The following is a 16,304-nucleotide window of genomic DNA, read 5'->3' as shown; positions in this document are numbered from 1 at the left end:
AAAGAAACAGATTTCTCCACCTTGACGGTTGACAAGGTGCGTGACTCGTCTAATACTAATCCATATGGTTAAGTATCAAGACGATGCAGACGATGTACTCAACGCCGTGTTTGCCGCGCTGGCCGACCCGACGCGCCGCAAAGTGTTGCAAACCCTGGAGCAGGGAAGCCTCTCGGTGGGCCAGCTGGCAAAGCCGCATGGCATGTCCCTGCCCGGGTTCATGAAGCACCTGCGCGTGCTGGAAACCGCGGGACTGGTGACCCGTGCCAAGGACGGGCGGGTCGTCAACCTGGCCCTGTTGCCGGAGCCCATGCAGGAGGCCGCCATGTGGCTGTCCCGTTACGAGAAATTCTGGTCCGATCGCCTGGATGCGTTGGGCCGCTACCTGTATCAGCAAGAGGAGTTAAACCCCCCATGGAGAACAGTAAAAACAGCGACGGCGGCCAAGGAAATCAAGGCAGCCAAGGTGGTGAAGCCAGCAGCACCCAGGAGCGGTCGTCCGTCAACTTCACCCGGCACTACAAGGCCTCGCCCGAAAAAGTCTGGCGGGCCTGGACCGACCCGCAAGCATTAGCCCGCTGGTTCGGGCCCGACCCCGAAAGTGTGGTTTCGGTGGCCGACCTCGATGTGCGCGTCGGCGGCCGGTACCACATCCGGTTTGGCGCGCCCGGCGGCGAGGTGCATGACGTGAGCGGCGTGTACCAGGTAGTGGTGCCCTCCGAGAAGCTGGTTTTCAGCTGGGCCTGGAAGAGCACACCCGAGCGGGTGTCGCAGGTCACCGTGATGCTGCGGCCCTGGGACGGCGGTTGCGAACTCACGTTTGTGCACGAAAAGTTCTACGACCAGGCCGCGCGCGATAGCCACAACCAGGGCTGGACGGGGGCCTTCGCCAAACTCGACCTTCTTTTCACCTGATATGCCAATCCACAGGAGATCATCATGCTCGCAAACAGAAACGCCATGGCCACCATTGCCGTCAAGGACATCGACGTGGCCCGCAAGTTCTACGGAGGCACGCTGGGCCTTCAGCCCCTGGAGAGTTCGGAAAAAGGCGTGCTCAGCTACCAGAGCGGCAACGCCACGGTGATTGTGTATGCCTCGCAATACGCCGGCACCAACCAGGCCACGTCTGCCACCTGGGGCGTGGGCGACGAGTTCGACAACATCCTGCAAACGCTGCAGGCCAAAGGCGTGGTGTTTGAACACTACGACCTGCCCGGGTTGACGCGGCAGGGCGATGCCCATGTTGCCGGCACCTTCAAGGGCGCCTGGTTCAAGGACCCGGACGGCAACATCCTTCACATCGTCAATCGCTGACCCGCCGGCCTTTTCACGCCCGGCCCAACTTTCAAGGAGTGCACCCGTGAACGCAAATCCCGCCATCCACGCCATCGTGTCGCCCGAAGAATGGGTCGCAGCCCGGCAGCACCTGCTTGCCCGGGAAAAGGAGTTCACCGCCCAGCGCGATCTGCTGAACGCCGAGCGGCGCAGGTTGCCGTGGGTGAAGGTCGACAAGCCTTACGTGTTTGAGGGCCCTCAGGGCAGGCAGACCTTGGCCGACCTGTTTGAAGGGCGCAGCCAGCTGATCATTTACCACTTCATGTTCGGCCCGGGCTGGAAGGAGGGCTGCCCCAGCTGTTCGTTGCTGGCCGACCATCTGGACGGCGTGTTGACGCACATAGCGCAGCGCGACATCACCGTGGCCGTGGTGTCGCATGCGCCGCTGGCCGAGCTGGCCGCCTTCAGGCTGCGCATGGGCTGGCGCTTCAAGTGGCTGTCGTCATACGCGAGCGACTTCAATCGCGACTACCACGTCTCCTTCACCAAAGAGGAGCTGGCCCGGGGCAAGGTGTATTACAACTACCGCATGACGGAAGGATTTGACGAACTGCCGGGCGCCAGCGTGTTTTGCAAAGACGACCAGGGCAACATCTTTCACACCTACTCCACCTACGCGCGCGGCCTCGAGCTGCTGCTGGGAACCTACAGCTGGATAGACCTCACACCTCAGGGTCGCAATGAAGACAGCTTGCCTTTCACCATGGCCTGGGTGCGCCACCACGACAAATATGACAAATATGAAGGGGCGCCCAAGCCAGCTGCGCAGGCTGCCTCCAGTTGCTGCCATGCGGAGGCCGGCGCCATATGAGACCCAAGCATCCGCCCCGCTGAAGTCCCCGTACTCCGCTCAGAGTTTCGACCAGCCGGAATAGGTGACCAGATCGGGGTGCGGTGAATCGCCGAACAGTTCGCGCAGGGCGATACACAACTCGCTGAGGTCATGGGTCTTGCTCATCACCAGGGCCGCCCCCGCCTCGAGAGCGCTGGCCCTCAGCGCGTCATCCACGTAGCCCGACATAATGATCACCGGCAGGTCTGCGCGCAGCCGCTTGATTTGCTTGAGCAATTCAATACCGGAATAGCCTTGCAACCGGTAGTCGGTGACCACCGCATCACATCCGGACGAATCCGCCTTAAGGGCCGGTAGGGCGTCCCGGCCGCTTTCATAGCAGGTGACCCGAAAGCCGGCATCGGGCAGTGCCTCGCTGACCAGGCCCCGCATGGCTTGATAGTCGTCCACATAGACGATGTGCTTGAGGTCGGAGTGCAAGGTGTCGACTGCCGGGGTTTCCCTGGGCAGTGCGGTGGGAAGGTAAATATCAAAAGCGGTTCCCCGGCCCGGCTCCGGGGACGAGGTGATCATGCCGTGGTGCTGGGCAATGATGTTGCTGATCTCTACCAGCGGGAGCCGGCGCGCGCTTGCGGGCCTGTCGTCAACGAGCGTGGGCGCCGGCATCAGCGTGTGGGCGGGGCCTGTGGTCACCCGGCTGTTGTTGCTGACAACCAGCCGTACGTAACGCCTGGGCGGTAGCCCGCCCTGCAATTTTCCCGCATCGGGGTCCAGCACAACGTCGTCCAGCAGCACCTCGCTCAACTCCACCACGATTTGTGTTGCCAGGCCGACCATGGAGTGCCATGCCACGATGAACACACTCACCAGCGCCTGCTCCAGCCGGTCTGCATGCGCGCGCACCTGGGGATGTTCATGAGCCATTTCAACCGCGAGCTCGACCTCGCCCGGCAGCAGGGCGCGAAAGCGCTGCAGGGCATGCGTCACGATGGGCTCAAGCCCTTGATTGACCGGCCCTGCGGATTGCGGAAGGTCAGGATGCACGGAAGCCTTTCCCAGTGACCATGCTAGGTGGTGTCTTTCTGCGGCGACCGCAAGTGCTGGCAGCTTATTTCGCCTCGATCCCTCGCGCGCCAGGGTGACAGCGTAGAACTTTTGGCTAAAGGCGTCAATGATCGCCTACCCGCTTGCCTGTCCACTCACTTTAAGCGCACGCCAGTACAACAAACAAAAAAACAAAAAACAAAAAACACAACAAACGCCAAAACCCAATACAAACAAAAACAAACAAAAACGGAAAACGCCCCGGCCTCAATCAAAGCGTGCGGCGAAGCGCTTCAAAGAAAAGCTCGGACTGCAAACGCTCGCCCATGGTTTCCCCGGCCACGCGCTCGACAATCGCCGCATCGACCGGCACAAGGGGCCTGCCGGTGGACTGTGCCAGCACCTGCACCATGCAGGCCCGCTCCAGGTAATACAGGTCGTCATATGCGTGGTCCATGCGCGCGCCGCAAACGACCACGCCATGGTTGCCCAGAAACACCACGTCCGCCCCCTGCATCGCCCGGGCAATGCGCAGGCCCTCGGTAGCGTCCAGCGCCAGGCCGTTGTAATCTGCATCAATGGCCACCCGGCCGTGAAAGCGCATCGCGTTTTGCGACAGCGTGGTGTCCAGGCCACGGTCAGCCGTCAGCGTCAGGGCCGTGGCGTAAGGCATATGGGTGTGCAGCACGCAGGCCTTGCGGGCATGGCCGTGAATCGCACCGTGGATGAACATGGCTGTGGGCTCCACCTCGTGCCGGCCCGCCAGCTTGTTGCCTTGCACATCAATCATCACGATGTCGTCCGCGCCGATCTCGCTCCAGAGCAAGCCGCGCGGGTTCAGCAAAAAGCGATCCGAGCCGTCCGGCAACTCCACGCTGAAGTGGTTGCAGACACCTTCGGCCAGCCCGTGCCGTGCGGCGGCGCGCAAGGCCAGGGCGAGGTCGCTGCGCAGCTGGTACGCCGCCTCAAAATCTTTCTGGTGTGAATCGGCGTGGGGCATGAACGGGTCTTTCTGTAATTCAAACGAATGCCCCGTCTTTATAGCGCGACGGTGGCCGGCGCATCGGGGCAGGGCGTCAGAAATGCGGCGGCAGCTCGTCGCGCAGGCTGCGGCCCACCACAACATCGCCGTCGCGCACGGGCTGCTGCTTGAGTTCGGCAATCTCGTGTATCAGGGCATCAATTTGCTGCTGCTGGCGCACGATGACCTTGTCGAGCTGATCCATCAGGTCTTCGGTAAACGATGCCTTGATCTCCAGATCGGTCAGGCGCTGGTCGGTGGTGTTCGCGGTGGTGTTCGGTTGTTCCATGGGCTTATTGGACATGAACTGGGGAGATGACATTTGAATACCCATTCCGGTTGCTCGGGCTACAGGGTGTGCCAAACCCGCGCTCGTGTTTCTGGCAAGACAATGCTGCTCCATCATGACCCAACTCTCTGCCTTCCCCATCACCCAGAAATGGCCCGCCCAACATCCTGACCGGATCCAGCTCTACTCCTTGCCCACGCCCAATGGCGTCAAGGCATCGATCATGCTGGAGGAAACCGGCCTGCCGTATGAGCCCCATCTGGTCAGCTTTGAAACCCATGACCAGATGTCGCCGGAATTTCTATCATTGAGTCCCAACAACAAGATCCCGGCCATCCTCGACCCGAACGGCCCCGGCGGCAAGCCGCTGGCGTTGTTTGAATCCGGTGCCATCTTGCTGTACCTGGCCGACAAGTCCGGCCAATTCATGCCGCAGGATGCCGCTGCCCGCTACGAGACGATACAGTGGCTGATGTTCCAGATGGGCGGCATCGGCCCCATGTTTGGGCAAATCGGTTTCTTTCACAAGTTCGCCGGCAAAGACTACGAAGACAAACGTCCGCGCGACCGCTACGTCGCCGAGTCTAAACGCCTGCTCGGCGTACTGGAGCGGCGGCTGGAAGGCCGCACCTGGATCATGGGCGACGCCTACACCATCGCCGACATCGCCACCTTCCCCTGGGTGCGCAACCTCGTCGGGTTTTACGAGGCGGGAGAGCTGGTGGGGTTTGACAGCTTCCCGAATGTGAAGCGGGTGCTCGCGGCGTTTGTGGCGCGGCCGGCGGTTGTCAAGGGCCTGGGGATACCGAAACGGGGTTGACGGCTGTGCGGGTTGGTCGATAGCTGGCGAACGGATGTCGTTCGTCAGGCTTGCGCACAAAGACCTGGTTGGGTCACAGCTTCGTGGCCCAGTCCATGACTCCACTCGAACCAGCCACCGTCGTACACGCTGATTCGCTCCCAGCCCATCAGCCATGCGTAGTAAAACGCCACTGATGCGCGCCAGCCCGTGCCGCAGTAAAACGCTGTTTGCAGGCCGGGGTGTATGCCTTCTTTCGCCCAGAACTGGCAGATATCGCTGGCAGGCCGCATGGTGCCGTCCGGCCATTGAAAGGCGCTCATGTTGTTCACATCAGCGCCATTGCCAGCCCGGCCCCAGCGTGCCCCTGCAATGTCGCCCTTGGCTTTGATGTAGCTGTAGCCAGAGGTCTTGCCAGTGAACTCATCCCACGTACGGATGCTGGCCAGCGCACCATCAGGCTGCGATAAAAGCGACTTCGCCTGGTGCGTGTTGATCAGGTACTGCGGACACCCCGGGAAGGCCGCGCCAAAGCTGGCCGCCGGTGGGTGGCGCTGTGGCGCGCCGTCTGCACAGGGCAGCGCAGCGCGCAACCAGGCGTCAAAACCGCCGTCCAGCAAGCGCACGTCCCTGACGCCCGCATAGAGCATCAGGTGAGCGGCACGCGCCGCGGCCGTTGTGTTTCGGCCGTACAGAATCACCGTCGTGTCATGACGAATGCCCAGGCCCAACAACAATTGCAGCAAGGCCGAGTCGGGCACTTTGTTCCAGAACGGCCCTTCTTCCAGGCAGAGGGTGTCCAGGTAGGCGGCGCCGGGTATGTGGCTTTTTAAGAATACGGTGGGCGCCCCGCAATCGACTTCCAACAAACGCCAGTTGTTCGCTGGTGCGGCACTCACGCTGGCGCCCGCCATCAGCCTGGCAAGCCAGGCTGGCGTGATGAGCTGTTGCCAGCGTGGCGAGGCGACGTGAAAGAAGGGCAAAGCGCGTGCGTGTTTTTGGAGGCCAGGATTCAGGCGATGCCCAAGCCAGTGGATTGCAATGAAGGGATAGATTTTCTCACGTCACGGCCGGGCGAACCCGCGCCCGTGCGGCAAGACCCCAGACTGTTGATGGTGTGGGCTATGGACCCAGTGAATATCTGCGAGAGAAGCTATCGTTTTGAGAGTGACTAGCGGGAATCTCCGATTAAATCAAGCGGCGCTGCCAAGGCCATTTGCAGAGTAATTTCATTGCCCTGATTTGCCTTGAATCCCAAGAAGGCATAGAGTGATTTCTCTTACGAAGGACCAACATGGCAACCAGCAGTATTTTCGGCGGCCTGCACGCTCCCGAACATGTCCGGGGAAAAGACACCAACGCACTTGGCCCCAGCGACAACTCCGACAGCGGCAGCGATGCCCAGGGCGCCTACGGCGACGACGAAATGTCCAGCGACAGCGACGCCGTGGGCACTGGCGAGCGCGCATCGGCGGGCGCAGGCATGGACCCGTCGGACGCCGACATTCTGCCCGACCATATTGAAGGGGAAGAAGACGACGACGAGTCCTCGTCCGATGTCGACTCCGACTTTGACGCCGCCGTGGCCGACGTGCATGACCTGGCGGTGGATGAGTCGGATGATGAGGAAGACGAGGACAAGGACGGCTAGGGCTGATTGAAACGCTCACTTGAGGCCGACCCATATCCTCGTTTCAATGCCGCTTCAGTTCATGCCCGCGCGAGGAATGCCGTGATCAAGGAAAAATAGTTGCGTACTGTTACTTGACTTCATGGGAAGTCCTTGTAAAAAAAGTTAGGCGTCGCCGAGCCGAAAGAAGGCCGACATCTTCTGTTCGTCAAGCTTGGCCCCAGCATGAAACTCCTTCATGAAGTTCACGGTCGTAGCGATGACCCAGCGCATGCCACCGGAACTCATGCTGCGCATGGTGACGAAGTCTGAACCGGCATCTGGGAATGGGCTTACTTCGTACCTGTTCTTGAGTAGGTCGACGAGTTCGACTTTGCGCTGCCTGTCTGGATCCCAGGTTGGCTTGTAGTGAACCAGCGCGTTTCGTAGTTCGATCAGCGCCCAAGCATCCTTGAATATTTGTGCCTGCTCATCCATTCGCTTCTGGCCAAGCATCTCAAGGGCGAGTTGATATTTCTCAAGTGGTGGTTTCCACTCAATTCCACCTCTACCCCAGAACGCCGCCTCGAAATCGACAAGTTGTTTGCGGAGCGGTCCTTCTGGCGTGATGAAGAACTCGTTTATGAGTGCTTCAAGTGAGGCCGCCGCCGACATGATGCAGGCGCTACCGTAGGAACGGATGTCTTCAAAGAATGCGCCGAAGGGTTGCGTGGTGTTCTGAGATTCGATTGCCATGACCTGGTCTCGAAAGGTAGTGGCGGCCTTCAGGTGTTGCCAGGCAAAGTTTGCGATGACGCGACCGGTGGCTTGAACCTTTACGCCCACCTTGATCTGAGCGTTGAGGCTCACTCCACTGGCCGGGTCAGGTGCATTCATCGATGCCAATCCCTTAGGACTTCGCTTTCTTCGAAGGTTTCGACTCGCCAGAACTGTTGAGGGCGATCGCTTGGCGAACGAGCGCCTTGAAGGCGGACTCGTCAACTTCCTCTCCTTCGTGGATGTCGATTGCGCGGCGTACGTTTCCGTCGAGACTCGAGTTGAAGAGACGGGCCGGATCCTTCAGAGACGCGCCCTTGGCAAGGGTAAGCTTCACTTTGTCCTTGTAGGATTCGCCAGTGCAGATGATGCCGTCGTGCGACCAAACCGGAGTGCCCATCCACCTCCACTCCTCGAGGACGTCCGGGTCTGCTTCCTGGATGAGCTTGCGCATTCTGCCGAGGGTTTCCCCGCGCCAGTCCCCGAGTTCGGCGATTCTTTTCGAGATGAGCTCCGATGCCGACTGGCCTTGGCTCGCGTCCGACGGTTTCATGTTCTCATCCTGGTAGTTCCGGATAGATTTCATTTGCAAACCGTCGGCTGGAGCGCATGGTTGGGCCGCAAATTGGAAAGCAATGAGGCAAGGCTGGGCTACTGTTACTTCGCTGCCGGTGCGTCCAGAAACGCGCTGATCGTCGGCACCAGCCACTCGGTGCGCGCCGTTACCTTCATGTGATCGGTGCCGGGGAGCACGGCAAGCTGCGCGTGTGGGAGGGCCCGGAACATCTCCACGGCGTGTTCAGGGCGTATGACGTCGGCGTCGCCGACGATAACGAGCGCCGGCGCGGTGATGCCGCGGATGGCGTCAGCCGGGATGTCCTTGAAGTCGCGCACGCGCTGGGCGGCCTTGTCGTGAAACATTCGCAGGTTCTCGGGGTGCGGCGCGACCTTGAGATACTCCTCCTGCAATTCCTTCGGCATGTTCTCCAGCTTGGCCTTGGCCATCGCCTCCCAAAGCCAGGGATAGGCGCCCTCGCGCCTGGATAAGGCCGATGCCAATACGAGCTTGTGCACGACTTTCGGATGCCGGATCGCCACCTGCAACGCGATCGTGCCGCCATTGCTGAAACCGAAGAGATCGGCTTTTTCGATGTGCAGGTAGTCCAACAATGCGGCAGTGTCGTCCGCCGACTGCTCGAAGCTGAACGGCCTGTCGGCAATGTCTGCCGTGTGCCCGTAGCCCTGCTGCTCGAACGCGATGATCTGTCGGTCACGCGCAAGCTCCGGCAGGATGTGGCCGAAAGAGGTCTTGATTGTGTCGCCGCCGCCATGCAGCAGCACGAGCGGCGGTCGCGCCGGGTTGGCAGTGCCGTGGATCTCAAAGTAAATTCGCAGGCCGTTGACGGGAGCATAGCCGGTCTGAACAGGCTGCTTGACGACGCCACTGGCGAGACTACGACTGCCGCAGCCAGATAACACAGCGACACCAAGTAGCAGGATTGCCACGCCGACAATCTTCATAGGTCTCCTTCTCTTGCGGCTCAACGTTGGAGATAACCGGACCGCAACATATGCCGCGAAGCGGCCTGCTGCCGTTGTGGGGGAGTCCATACACGACATGTTAGACCGCACCTGACGGGTCCTCATAGTAGAACCCCACATCAAGGCCGATCTGATGGCGCACGAGAAGGTCCGCGAATTGGGCAGAAATGAAAGGTCCGCCGCCGGTCCCTTGGCCTCCCCAGAAGAAACCCAGTGAAGCTTCAAGGCCTTGCTTCCTCGCGTCGCCTAGCAGAACGCCAGGTTTGAGCTGTGAAAGCAGCCAGGACACATGAGCGAACGGATCGCTCTCATCGGACCCCACCCTTTCCCGCGAATCCAGGCACCACGCGTACCGGGGCAGGTCGCTTCTCGTGACGAAGCCTGCAGTACGCATTCGCTGCGTGCGCGCTAAGTTTGCAGGTGATTGGTTGTCGTCCGGGTCAAGCGCCTCGGTGAGAGCGGGAAGCAAGATTTCCGAGAGTGCGTCTCTTTCGTCCGAGCGCAGAAACAAAGTGCAGTAGTACGTCATTGCGTTTGCGTGCGGTCTAACGTTGGCGCTGCCCGGCACGCAACACCAGTCGCACAGCGGCTTGCTGCTGTTGCGTGTCCGTGCCGAGCAATTGGTTAGATGGTTTCAAGCGCAACATCGTCTCGTTTCCCATCGCTCATTTCCTTCATCTCCCCAATGAAATTGTCGAGCAACGCGGGTTCGGTTCTCAAATAGAGCGTCGCCTCGCATGCCACGTTCTTCTTTCCGAAATCTTGAAAATCGGACTGACTTTTGACGGTCACAAAAAGAATCCCGCGCTCCTGAAAATGCAGACGAGCGTGAAATGAGCCGTGGGCATATTCAGGGCCAAACGATCCGAAGGAAATATCGTAGATTCCTCCGTGAACGTGAGTCTTGAAGCGGTTCAGATCTGCCACCAAATCCGTGAGCTGTTGATGTCCGACATAAACCTCATTGACGAAAACTGACTGCTCGTTTGACACTCGAACTCTTAGTTCGACCATGTCATCGTCGAACCAAATTTTGGTGAAAGAAATGCCTGACTTCATTGGTGAGTCCGAAAATCTAACTTTGATAGGTCCCGCAGAACTGCGGGATAACACGGCACCCTGCCGAATAACATTGCTCTGGGAAACAGAAAATCTTGTTTTGCATCATGTAGTTAACTCGATCAACTGCGTATTTGTACAGATATATTGGATTTGAGAAAATCGCCGTCGCTAATTACTGCGCCAAAGTAGCCATTCTCAATTAACCGTGACAGTCTGGCTATCCTTGGAATTGAGGATGAGTGCTTGTCATCGGCCAAAGTGTTTGGACGGCTTGCCTCGGTCCAAGGTGGTCATTGCCCGCCTCCAGCAATATCTTTATCTCCAGGTTAGCGGACTGGCCCAGGTGGCGTTCAACCAGCCTCAAACCGCTCCTTCACCTGCCTGCAACATACGCCACCCGGCGTATATCCCAATCCCCCTCCGGTCCCCAGAATCCATTCATCGCTGCGTAAAAGCCTGACTTTCGGGCTCTCGCGCAGCGAAACGCGATTTACCACCTTACCGGAGAAGCACTCATGCAACGTCGTTTTACCCTCAAGGCGCTTACCGCTGCCGTCGCGCTGACGGGCCTTTCTGCCCTGTCAGCCCATGCCCAGACCACGGGCACGATCAAGGTTGGCATTCTGCACAGCCTGTCGGGCACCATGGCCATTTCCGAGACCGTGTTGAAAGACACCGTGCTGATGGCGATTGACGAGATCAATGCCAAGGGCGGCGTGATGGGCAAGAAGCTTGAGCCCGTGATTGTGGACCCGGCCTCCAACTGGCCGCTGTTTGCTGAAAAAACCAAGCAGCTGCTGGGCCAGGACAAGGTTTCGGTGATTTTCGGCTGCTGGACGTCGGTGTCCCGCAAGTCGGTGCTGCCAGTCGTTGAGGAAATGAACGGCCTGCTGTTCTACCCCGTGCAGTACGAGGGTGAAGAGCTCTCCAAGAACGTGTTCTACACGGGCGCTGCACCTAACCAGCAGGCTATTCCTGCAGTGGACTACCTGATGAGCAAGGCCGGTGGCGGCGCCAAGCGCTGGGTGCTGCTGGGCACCGACTATGTGTACCCACGCACCACCAACAAGATTTTGCGCGCTTACCTGAAGAGCAAGGGCGTGAAAGACACCGACATCGACGAGAAGTACACCCCGTTTGGCCATTCGGACTACCAGACCATCGTGGCTGACGTGAAGAAATTTTCTGCCGGCGGCAAGACGGCCGTGGTGTCCACCATCAACGGCGACTCCAACGTGCCTTTCTACAAGGAACTGGGCAATGCCGGCCTGAAGGCCAAGGACGTGCCTGTGGTCGCCTTCTCGGTGGGTGAAGAAGAACTGCGCGGCGTGGACACGAAGCCGCTGGTCGGCCACCTGGCTGCCTGGAACTACTTCCAGTCGATCAAGAGCCCGGCCAACACCGAGTTCATCAAGAAGTGGTCTGACTACGCCAAGGCCAAAGGCATTGCCGGCCACAAGGACAAGCCTTTGACCAACGACCCGATGGAAGCCACCTATATCGGCATCAACATGTGGAAGCAGGCTGTTGAAAAGGCCAAGTCCACCGACACCGACAAGGTCATCGCCGCCATGGCGGGTCAGACCTTCAAGGCACCGTCGGGCATCGTGTCGAAGATGGATGAGAAAAACCATCACCTGCACAAGTCGGTCTTCATCGGTGAGATCAAGGCCGATGGCCAGTTCAATGTGGTGTGGAAGACGCCTGGCCCGGTGAAGGCCAAGCCATGGAGCCCGTACATCGAAGGCAACGACAAGAAGCCAGACGAGCCGGCCAAGGTCGCTTCGAAGTAAGCGCACCGCAGCCCACGCGGGCCTGTCACGCAAGCCGCACCTGGTTCGCAAGAAATAGGTGCGGCTTTTCAGCTGCAGACCCGCGCTGGCGAAGGGCATGTGTTTTTTGGCCCGCTTTTTGCACTGTAGTGATACCAGGGGTGTCAGGTGTTCTAGTGGATGCCAATCGTTTTTCATCACCCAAGGGAGTTGCAGCCTGGGTCCTTGCCGAGCCCAGCCTACAGGTTCTTTCATGCACATCTACAGACGACTTTTCTTTTGCCGACGCCTCCCGCAGCTTCTGCTGGTCGCGCTTGTTTCATTCGCCGGCCAGGCCATGGCGCTGACAGCCGAGGAGGCCAAGGCCATGGCGCTGGGTGAAACCGAGGCGCGGGTCGAGGCCTTGAACAAGGCCGCAGCCAACGCGGATGCGAAAACTGCCGCCTTCATCCAGGCCATGGCCGACGATGCCGTCAAAACCGCGGGCGACAAGGTGTTTGTGGTCAAGGACGACAAGGCTTCCGACCCGGTGACGGGCGCCGAGCTGGCCCTGCCGGCCGACGCTGAAGACGTCATCAACAACAACATGATGCGCGGCGAGCTGGACACGGCACTGGCCGCGCTGAAGCTGTTCTCCAAGGAAGAGAACGTGCGGCGCGATGCCATCAAGACCCTCTCGGGTGGCAGCGACGAAGCCCGCCTTCCGCTGATTGAAAAAGCCTATGCGGCCGAAACCGTGCCGGCGCTGAAAAGCCAGCTGGAGCTGGTGCGCGCTGCCATCCTGCTGGGCAGCACTGACAGGGCCAAACGCCTGGAAGCCGCGGCGCAACTCGCCACCAGCAACAACCCCAACACCAAGACCGTGTTGATCGAACGCCTGGGCAGCGAAGAAGATGCCGACGTCAAGGTGGCGCTGCGGGCCGCTCTGGCCAAGGTGGAGGCTTCGCTGGCCTGGGGCGACAAGCTGGGCGCCATCTTCAGCGGCATCAGCCTGGGCAGCATCTTGCTGCTGGTGGCGCTGGGCCTGGCCATCACCTATGGCCTGATGGGCGTCATCAACATGGCGCACGGCGAGTTGATGATGATCGGCGCCTATGCCACCTACGTGGTGCAGGGCCTGTTCCAGAAGTATTTGCCCGGCGCATTTGACTGGTACCTGCTGGCCGCCGTGCCGGTGGCCTTCCTGGCGTCGGCGCTGATGGGCGCGGCGCTGGAGCGCAGCGTGATCCGCTTCCTGTATGGTCGTCCGCTCGAGACACTGCTGGCCACCTGGGGTATCAGCCTGATGCTGCAGCAGCTGGTGCGCTCCATCTTTGGCGCGCAAAACGTCGGCGTGGAAAACCCGGTGTGGATGAGCGGCGGCGTGCAGGTGCTGGGCAATCTCTCGCTGCCCTACAACCGGCTGGTCATCATCGGCTTTGCCATTGCCGTGCTGCTGGGCATGGCCTGGCTGATCAGCAGGACGCGGCTGGGCCTGTTTGTGCGCGGCGTCACGCAAAACCGGCCCATTGCCTCGTGCATGGGCGTGAACACGGCACGCGTGGACACCTACGCGTTTGCGCTGGGCTCGGGCATTGCCGGGCTGGCGGGCTGCGCGCTGAGCCAGGTCGGCAATGTGGGGCCGGACCTGGGGCAGGGCTACATCGTGGACTCGTTCATGGTGGTGGTGCTGGGTGGCGTGGGCCAGCTGGCCGGCACGGTGTATGCCGCAATGGGCCTGGGCATCCTGAACAAATTCCTCGAAGGCTGGACGGGCGCGGTGCTGGCCAAGATTGCCGTGCTGGTGTTCATCATCATCTTCATCCAGAAGCGGCCGCAGGGCATCTTTGCGATGAAGGGCCGCTCGGCGGAGGCGTGAACGTGAAAATGCCCATCCCCATGCCCACCATCGTGCACCTTCCGGCCAAAGGCCCCTTGCTCACCCGCGCCGGCTGGAGCGCTTTCATGATGGCGCTCATTGCCGTCTGCGCGGTGGCGCCGGTGCTGAACCTGTGGGTGCCGCAGGGCAGCATGTTCCACATGAGCACCTATGCCGTGGCTCTGCTGGGCAAGATCATGTGTTACGCCATCTGCGCGCTGGCCATGGACCTGATCTGGGGCTACACCGGCATTTTGTCGCTGGGCCACGGTGTGTTCTTTGCGCTGGGCGGCTACGCCATGGGCATGTACCTCATGCGCCAGATTGGCCGCGACGGCAATTACAAAAGCGACTTGCCCGACTTCATGGTCTTTCTCGACTGGAAGGTGCTGCCCTGGCACTGGACCTTCAGCGACAGCTTTGTTGCCACACTGATTTTGATTGTGGCGGTGCCGGGCCTGGTGGCCTTTGTGTTTGGCTACTTTGCCTTCCGCTCGCGCATCAAGGGTGTTTACTTTTCCATCATCACGCAGGCCATGACTTTTGCGGCCATGCTGCTGTTCTTTCGCAATGAAACCGGCTTTGGCGGCAACAACGGTTTCACCGATTTCAAGCGGATTCTGAACATCCCGCTCGCCACGCCCTCCATGCGCATGGTGCTGTTCGTGCTGACGGGCCTGACCTTGCTGGGCTTCTTCCTGTTTTCCAAATGGCTGGTGGGTAGCAAGTTTGGCCGCGTGCTGCAGGCCATACGCGATGCCGAAACGCGCGTCATGTTCTCCGGCTACAACCCGCTGGGCTACAAGCTCACTATCTGGGTGATTTCGGCCATCATGTGCGGCGTGGCGGGGGCGCTGTATGTGCCGCAGGTAGGCATCATCAACCCCGGCGAAATGAGCCCGGCCAACTCGATTGAAATTGCCATCTGGGCGGCGGTGGGCGGGCGCGCCAGCCTGATCGGGCCGATTGTGGGCGCCTTTATCGTCAACGGCGCCAAGAGCTGGCTCACCGTGGCGTATCCGGAGTTCTGGCTGTACTTTCTGGGCGCCTTGTTTATTGGCGTGACGCTATTCCTGCCCCAGGGCGTGGTGGGGCTGGTGAAGAAACTCCGCAAAGGAGGTGAGAAATGACCCCCGACCTGCTTGAGCAAGGCGCACGCCGCGTTGAAGAGCACCTGGCGCAGCTGGCGGCCGGAAAAAACAACACGGAATCGGGAGGGTGCAACGCCAGCACGGGCCGCATCGTTGAGTCCGGCGAAGTTGACACCACCCACGGCCGCATCCTCTACCTGGAAGATGTGAGCGTGAGCTTCGACGGCTTCAAGGCCATCAACAAGCTGTCGCTGGACATTGCCCCGGGCGAGCTGCGCTGCATCATCGGCCCCAACGGCGCCGGCAAGACGACCATGATGGACATCATCACCGGCAAGACCAGGCCCGATGAAGGCACGGTTTTCTTTGGCAGCACGATTGATTTGCTGCGCCACAAGGAAGCCGAAATTGCCCAGATGGGCATTGGCCGAAAGTTCCAGAAGCCCACCGTGTTTGAACAGCTCACCGTGTTTGAAAACCTGGAGCTGGCCCTGAAGACCAACAAGGGCGTGAAGTCCTCCATGTTCTTCAGGCTCGACTCGGCGCAAAGCGACCAGTTGGCCGAAACACTGGTGACGATTCATCTGGCCGACAGCGTGAACCGCATGGCGGGCAATCTGAGCCACGGACAAAAACAGTGGCTGGAAATCGGCATGCTGCTGACGCAGGACCCCAAGCTGTTGCTGCTGGACGAGCCGGTGGCAGGCATGACCGACGAGGAAACCGCGCGCACGGCCGAGCTGTTTCTGTCGCTCAAGGGCAAGCATTCGCTGATGGTGGTGGAGCATGACATGAGTTTCATCAAGACCATTTCGGAAATTGTGACGGTGCTGTGTGATGGGGCGGTGCTGGCGCAGGGGACGCTGGATCAGGTGCAGGCGGATGAGCGGGTGATTGAGGTGTATCTTGGGCGGTGAGGCGTTCTTCTCATCCGTTCGGGGTGAGTTTGTTGAAGCCCTGATGATGCTGTCGCCGTGTGCTTTCACGACGAGGCCGGGGGTAGCCCGGCGGCTAGTAACTTTCTTTTGCTTCGCCAAAAGAAAGTCACCAAAGAAAAGGCGACCCTGCTGTCTGCGTCCCTCCGCTGCGCTGCGGGCAGCCTGCGGTGCTCGGTCCAGGCGGGGTCTCGCTCAACTCGCTGCGCTCAGACAATCGCGATCCCTGATCCGCCTGGCCCTGTGCTCCTCGGCGCAGACAGAAGGGGGTGGGTTCGGGGTCAGCCCCCTCCCCAACCCTCCCCCAGCGGGGGAGGGAGTGAGGCATCGGTGTGTTCGGTGGTTTTTGAATTTTTGTCAACCCCGTCCTGGCT

Annotated in this window: 18 protein-coding genes and 1 pseudogene; 10 read left to right on the top strand and 9 right to left on the bottom strand. The window is 60.1% G+C overall.

Going from position 1 to position 16,304, the window contains the following annotated elements:
- Nucleotides 1-64: 64 nt before the first annotated feature.
- The 4 genes and pseudogenes from AC1DUB_RS02110 to AC1DUB_RS02095 all read left to right on the top strand — a co-directional run bounded on the left by AC1DUB_RS02110 (nucleotide 65) and on the right by AC1DUB_RS02095 (nucleotide 2,149).
- Nucleotides 65-574, top strand: coding sequence for an ArsR/SmtB family transcription factor (locus AC1DUB_RS02110; protein ID WP_477728104.1), 510 nt, complete (start codon nucleotides 65-67; stop codon nucleotides 572-574).
- 8 nt (nucleotides 575-582) lie between these two features.
- Nucleotides 583-915 (top strand): annotated as a pseudogene (locus tag AC1DUB_RS02105) (SRPBCC family protein); the annotation flags it as partial.
- Nucleotides 916-939: 24 nt separating this feature from the next.
- The gene (locus tag AC1DUB_RS02100) at nucleotides 940-1,317 is read left to right on the top strand and encodes a VOC family protein (RefSeq protein WP_477728103.1); all 378 of its coding nucleotides are present in this window, start codon (nucleotides 940-942) and stop codon (nucleotides 1,315-1,317) included.
- A 46-nt stretch (nucleotides 1,318-1,363) separates the two neighbouring features.
- Nucleotides 1,364-2,149 (top strand): DUF899 domain-containing protein, encoded by a 786-nt coding sequence (locus AC1DUB_RS02095; protein WP_477728102.1) that lies wholly within the window; start codon nucleotides 1,364-1,366, stop codon nucleotides 2,147-2,149.
- A gap of 39 nt (nucleotides 2,150-2,188) precedes the next feature.
- Here AC1DUB_RS02095 and AC1DUB_RS02090 read toward each other — a convergent pair whose 3' ends face one another.
- The 3 genes from AC1DUB_RS02090 to AC1DUB_RS02080 all read right to left on the bottom strand — a co-directional run bounded on the left by AC1DUB_RS02090 (nucleotide 2,189) and on the right by AC1DUB_RS02080 (nucleotide 4,485).
- Nucleotides 2,189-3,175 (bottom strand): response regulator, encoded by a 987-nt coding sequence (locus tag AC1DUB_RS02090; protein ID WP_477728101.1) that lies wholly within the window; start codon nucleotides 3,173-3,175, stop codon nucleotides 2,189-2,191.
- 271 nt (nucleotides 3,176-3,446) lie between these two features.
- Nucleotides 3,447-4,175, bottom strand: a complete 729-nt coding sequence (locus tag AC1DUB_RS02085) for an aldolase (RefSeq protein ID WP_477728100.1) — start codon at nucleotides 4,173-4,175, stop codon at nucleotides 3,447-3,449.
- A 76-nt stretch (nucleotides 4,176-4,251) separates the two neighbouring features.
- Complete coding sequence (locus AC1DUB_RS02080) at nucleotides 4,252-4,485, bottom strand: SlyX family protein (RefSeq protein ID WP_477728356.1); 234 nt, start codon at nucleotides 4,483-4,485, stop codon at nucleotides 4,252-4,254.
- Nucleotides 4,486-4,600: 115 nt separating this feature from the next.
- On the opposite strand from AC1DUB_RS02080, the gene AC1DUB_RS02075 reads away from it, so the two are divergent.
- Nucleotides 4,601-5,305 (top strand): glutathione binding-like protein, encoded by a 705-nt coding sequence (locus AC1DUB_RS02075; RefSeq protein ID WP_477728099.1) that lies wholly within the window; start codon nucleotides 4,601-4,603, stop codon nucleotides 5,303-5,305.
- 44 nt (nucleotides 5,306-5,349) lie between these two features.
- On the opposite strand, the gene AC1DUB_RS02070 is transcribed toward AC1DUB_RS02075, so the two are convergent.
- A complete protein-coding gene (locus tag AC1DUB_RS02070; RefSeq protein WP_477728098.1) occupies nucleotides 5,350-6,267 on the bottom strand; it encodes a sulfurtransferase in 918 nt (305 codons plus the stop codon).
- Nucleotides 6,268-6,578: 311 nt separating this feature from the next.
- On the opposite strand from AC1DUB_RS02070, the gene AC1DUB_RS02065 reads away from it, so the two are divergent.
- A complete protein-coding gene (locus AC1DUB_RS02065; RefSeq protein WP_477720672.1) occupies nucleotides 6,579-6,935 on the top strand; it encodes a hypothetical protein in 357 nt (118 codons plus the stop codon).
- A 144-nt stretch (nucleotides 6,936-7,079) separates the two neighbouring features.
- Here AC1DUB_RS02065 and AC1DUB_RS02060 read toward each other — a convergent pair whose 3' ends face one another.
- The 5 genes from AC1DUB_RS02060 to AC1DUB_RS02040 all read right to left on the bottom strand — a co-directional run bounded on the left by AC1DUB_RS02060 (nucleotide 7,080) and on the right by AC1DUB_RS02040 (nucleotide 10,271).
- A complete protein-coding gene (locus AC1DUB_RS02060; protein ID WP_477728097.1) occupies nucleotides 7,080-7,790 on the bottom strand; it encodes a hypothetical protein in 711 nt (236 codons plus the stop codon).
- A gap of 13 nt (nucleotides 7,791-7,803) precedes the next feature.
- The gene (locus AC1DUB_RS02055; RefSeq protein WP_477728096.1) at nucleotides 7,804-8,223 is read right to left on the bottom strand and encodes a DUF1801 domain-containing protein; all 420 of its coding nucleotides are present in this window, start codon (nucleotides 8,221-8,223) and stop codon (nucleotides 7,804-7,806) included.
- Nucleotides 8,224-8,327: 104 nt separating this feature from the next.
- Nucleotides 8,328-9,191, bottom strand: coding sequence for an alpha/beta fold hydrolase (locus tag AC1DUB_RS02050; RefSeq protein ID WP_477728095.1), 864 nt, complete (start codon nucleotides 9,189-9,191; stop codon nucleotides 8,328-8,330).
- A gap of 100 nt (nucleotides 9,192-9,291) precedes the next feature.
- On the bottom strand, nucleotides 9,292-9,741 hold the full coding sequence (locus AC1DUB_RS02045; protein ID WP_477728094.1) for a hypothetical protein: 450 nt from the start codon (nucleotides 9,739-9,741) through the stop codon (nucleotides 9,292-9,294).
- 95 nt (nucleotides 9,742-9,836) lie between these two features.
- Nucleotides 9,837-10,271 carry a hypothetical protein gene (locus tag AC1DUB_RS02040; protein WP_477728093.1) on the bottom strand — a complete coding sequence of 145 codons (435 nt, stop codon included), beginning with the start codon at nucleotides 10,269-10,271 and terminating at the stop codon, nucleotides 9,837-9,839.
- Nucleotides 10,272-10,789: 518 nt separating this feature from the next.
- Here AC1DUB_RS02040 and urtA point away from each other — a divergent pair.
- The 4 genes from urtA (at nucleotide 10,790) to urtD (ending at nucleotide 15,912) form a co-directional block, all read left to right on the top strand.
- Nucleotides 10,790-12,067: an urea ABC transporter substrate-binding protein gene (urtA, locus tag AC1DUB_RS02035; RefSeq protein ID WP_477720667.1), complete on the top strand. Its 1,278-nt coding sequence runs from the start codon at nucleotides 10,790-10,792 to the stop codon at nucleotides 12,065-12,067.
- A 316-nt stretch (nucleotides 12,068-12,383) separates the two neighbouring features.
- Complete coding sequence (gene urtB, locus AC1DUB_RS02030) at nucleotides 12,384-13,904, top strand: urea ABC transporter permease subunit UrtB (protein ID WP_477728355.1); 1,521 nt, start codon at nucleotides 12,384-12,386, stop codon at nucleotides 13,902-13,904.
- An 8-nt stretch (nucleotides 13,905-13,912) separates the two neighbouring features.
- Nucleotides 13,913-15,034, top strand: a complete 1,122-nt coding sequence (urtC, locus tag AC1DUB_RS02025; RefSeq protein ID WP_477728354.1) for an urea ABC transporter permease subunit UrtC — start codon at nucleotides 13,913-13,915, stop codon at nucleotides 15,032-15,034.
- A complete protein-coding gene (gene urtD, locus AC1DUB_RS02020) occupies nucleotides 15,031-15,912 on the top strand; it encodes an urea ABC transporter ATP-binding protein UrtD (protein WP_477728092.1) in 882 nt (293 codons plus the stop codon). Before urtC ends, urtD begins: the two co-directional genes overlap by 4 nt.
- Nucleotides 15,913-16,304: the final 392 nt, after the last annotated feature.

The sequence above is a fragment of the Polaromonas sp. P4_F9 genome (genome assembly GCF_056401235.1).
The sequence above is the reverse complement of the archived record's forward strand: the minus strand, read 5'-3'. Positions and strand labels throughout refer to the sequence as shown.

Excerpts from the sequence above, each read along its gene's own strand:
- AC1DUB_RS02060 (WP_477728097.1), bottom strand. The coding sequence starts at position 7,790 with ATGAATGCACCTGACCCGGCCAGTGGAGTGAGCCTCAACGCTCAGATC.
- AC1DUB_RS02075 (WP_477728099.1), top strand. The coding sequence starts at position 4,601 with ATGACCCAACTCTCTGCCTTCCCCATCACCCAGAAATGGCCCGCCCAA.
- AC1DUB_RS02065 (WP_477720672.1), top strand. The coding sequence starts at position 6,579 with ATGGCAACCAGCAGTATTTTCGGCGGCCTGCACGCTCCCGAACATGTC.
- AC1DUB_RS02050 (WP_477728095.1), bottom strand. The coding sequence starts at position 9,191 with ATGAAGATTGTCGGCGTGGCAATCCTGCTACTTGGTGTCGCTGTGTTA.
- AC1DUB_RS02100 (WP_477728103.1), top strand. The coding sequence starts at position 940 with ATGCTCGCAAACAGAAACGCCATGGCCACCATTGCCGTCAAGGACATC.
- urtC (WP_477728354.1), top strand. The coding sequence starts at position 13,913 with ATGCCCATCCCCATGCCCACCATCGTGCACCTTCCGGCCAAAGGCCCC.
- urtA (WP_477720667.1), top strand. The coding sequence starts at position 10,790 with ATGCAACGTCGTTTTACCCTCAAGGCGCTTACCGCTGCCGTCGCGCTG.
- AC1DUB_RS02040 (WP_477728093.1), bottom strand. The coding sequence starts at position 10,271 with ATGAAGTCAGGCATTTCTTTCACCAAAATTTGGTTCGACGATGACATG.
- AC1DUB_RS02045 (WP_477728094.1), bottom strand. The coding sequence starts at position 9,741 with ATGACGTACTACTGCACTTTGTTTCTGCGCTCGGACGAAAGAGACGCA.
- AC1DUB_RS02080 (WP_477728356.1), bottom strand. The coding sequence starts at position 4,485 with ATGGAACAACCGAACACCACCGCGAACACCACCGACCAGCGCCTGACC.
- AC1DUB_RS02055 (WP_477728096.1), bottom strand. The coding sequence starts at position 8,223 with ATGAAACCGTCGGACGCGAGCCAAGGCCAGTCGGCATCGGAGCTCATC.
- urtB (WP_477728355.1), top strand. The coding sequence starts at position 12,384 with ATGGCGCTGACAGCCGAGGAGGCCAAGGCCATGGCGCTGGGTGAAACC.
- AC1DUB_RS02110 (WP_477728104.1), top strand. The coding sequence starts at position 65 with ATGGTTAAGTATCAAGACGATGCAGACGATGTACTCAACGCCGTGTTT.
- urtD (WP_477728092.1), top strand. The coding sequence starts at position 15,031 with ATGACCCCCGACCTGCTTGAGCAAGGCGCACGCCGCGTTGAAGAGCAC.
- AC1DUB_RS02085 (WP_477728100.1), bottom strand. The coding sequence starts at position 4,175 with ATGCCCCACGCCGATTCACACCAGAAAGATTTTGAGGCGGCGTACCAG.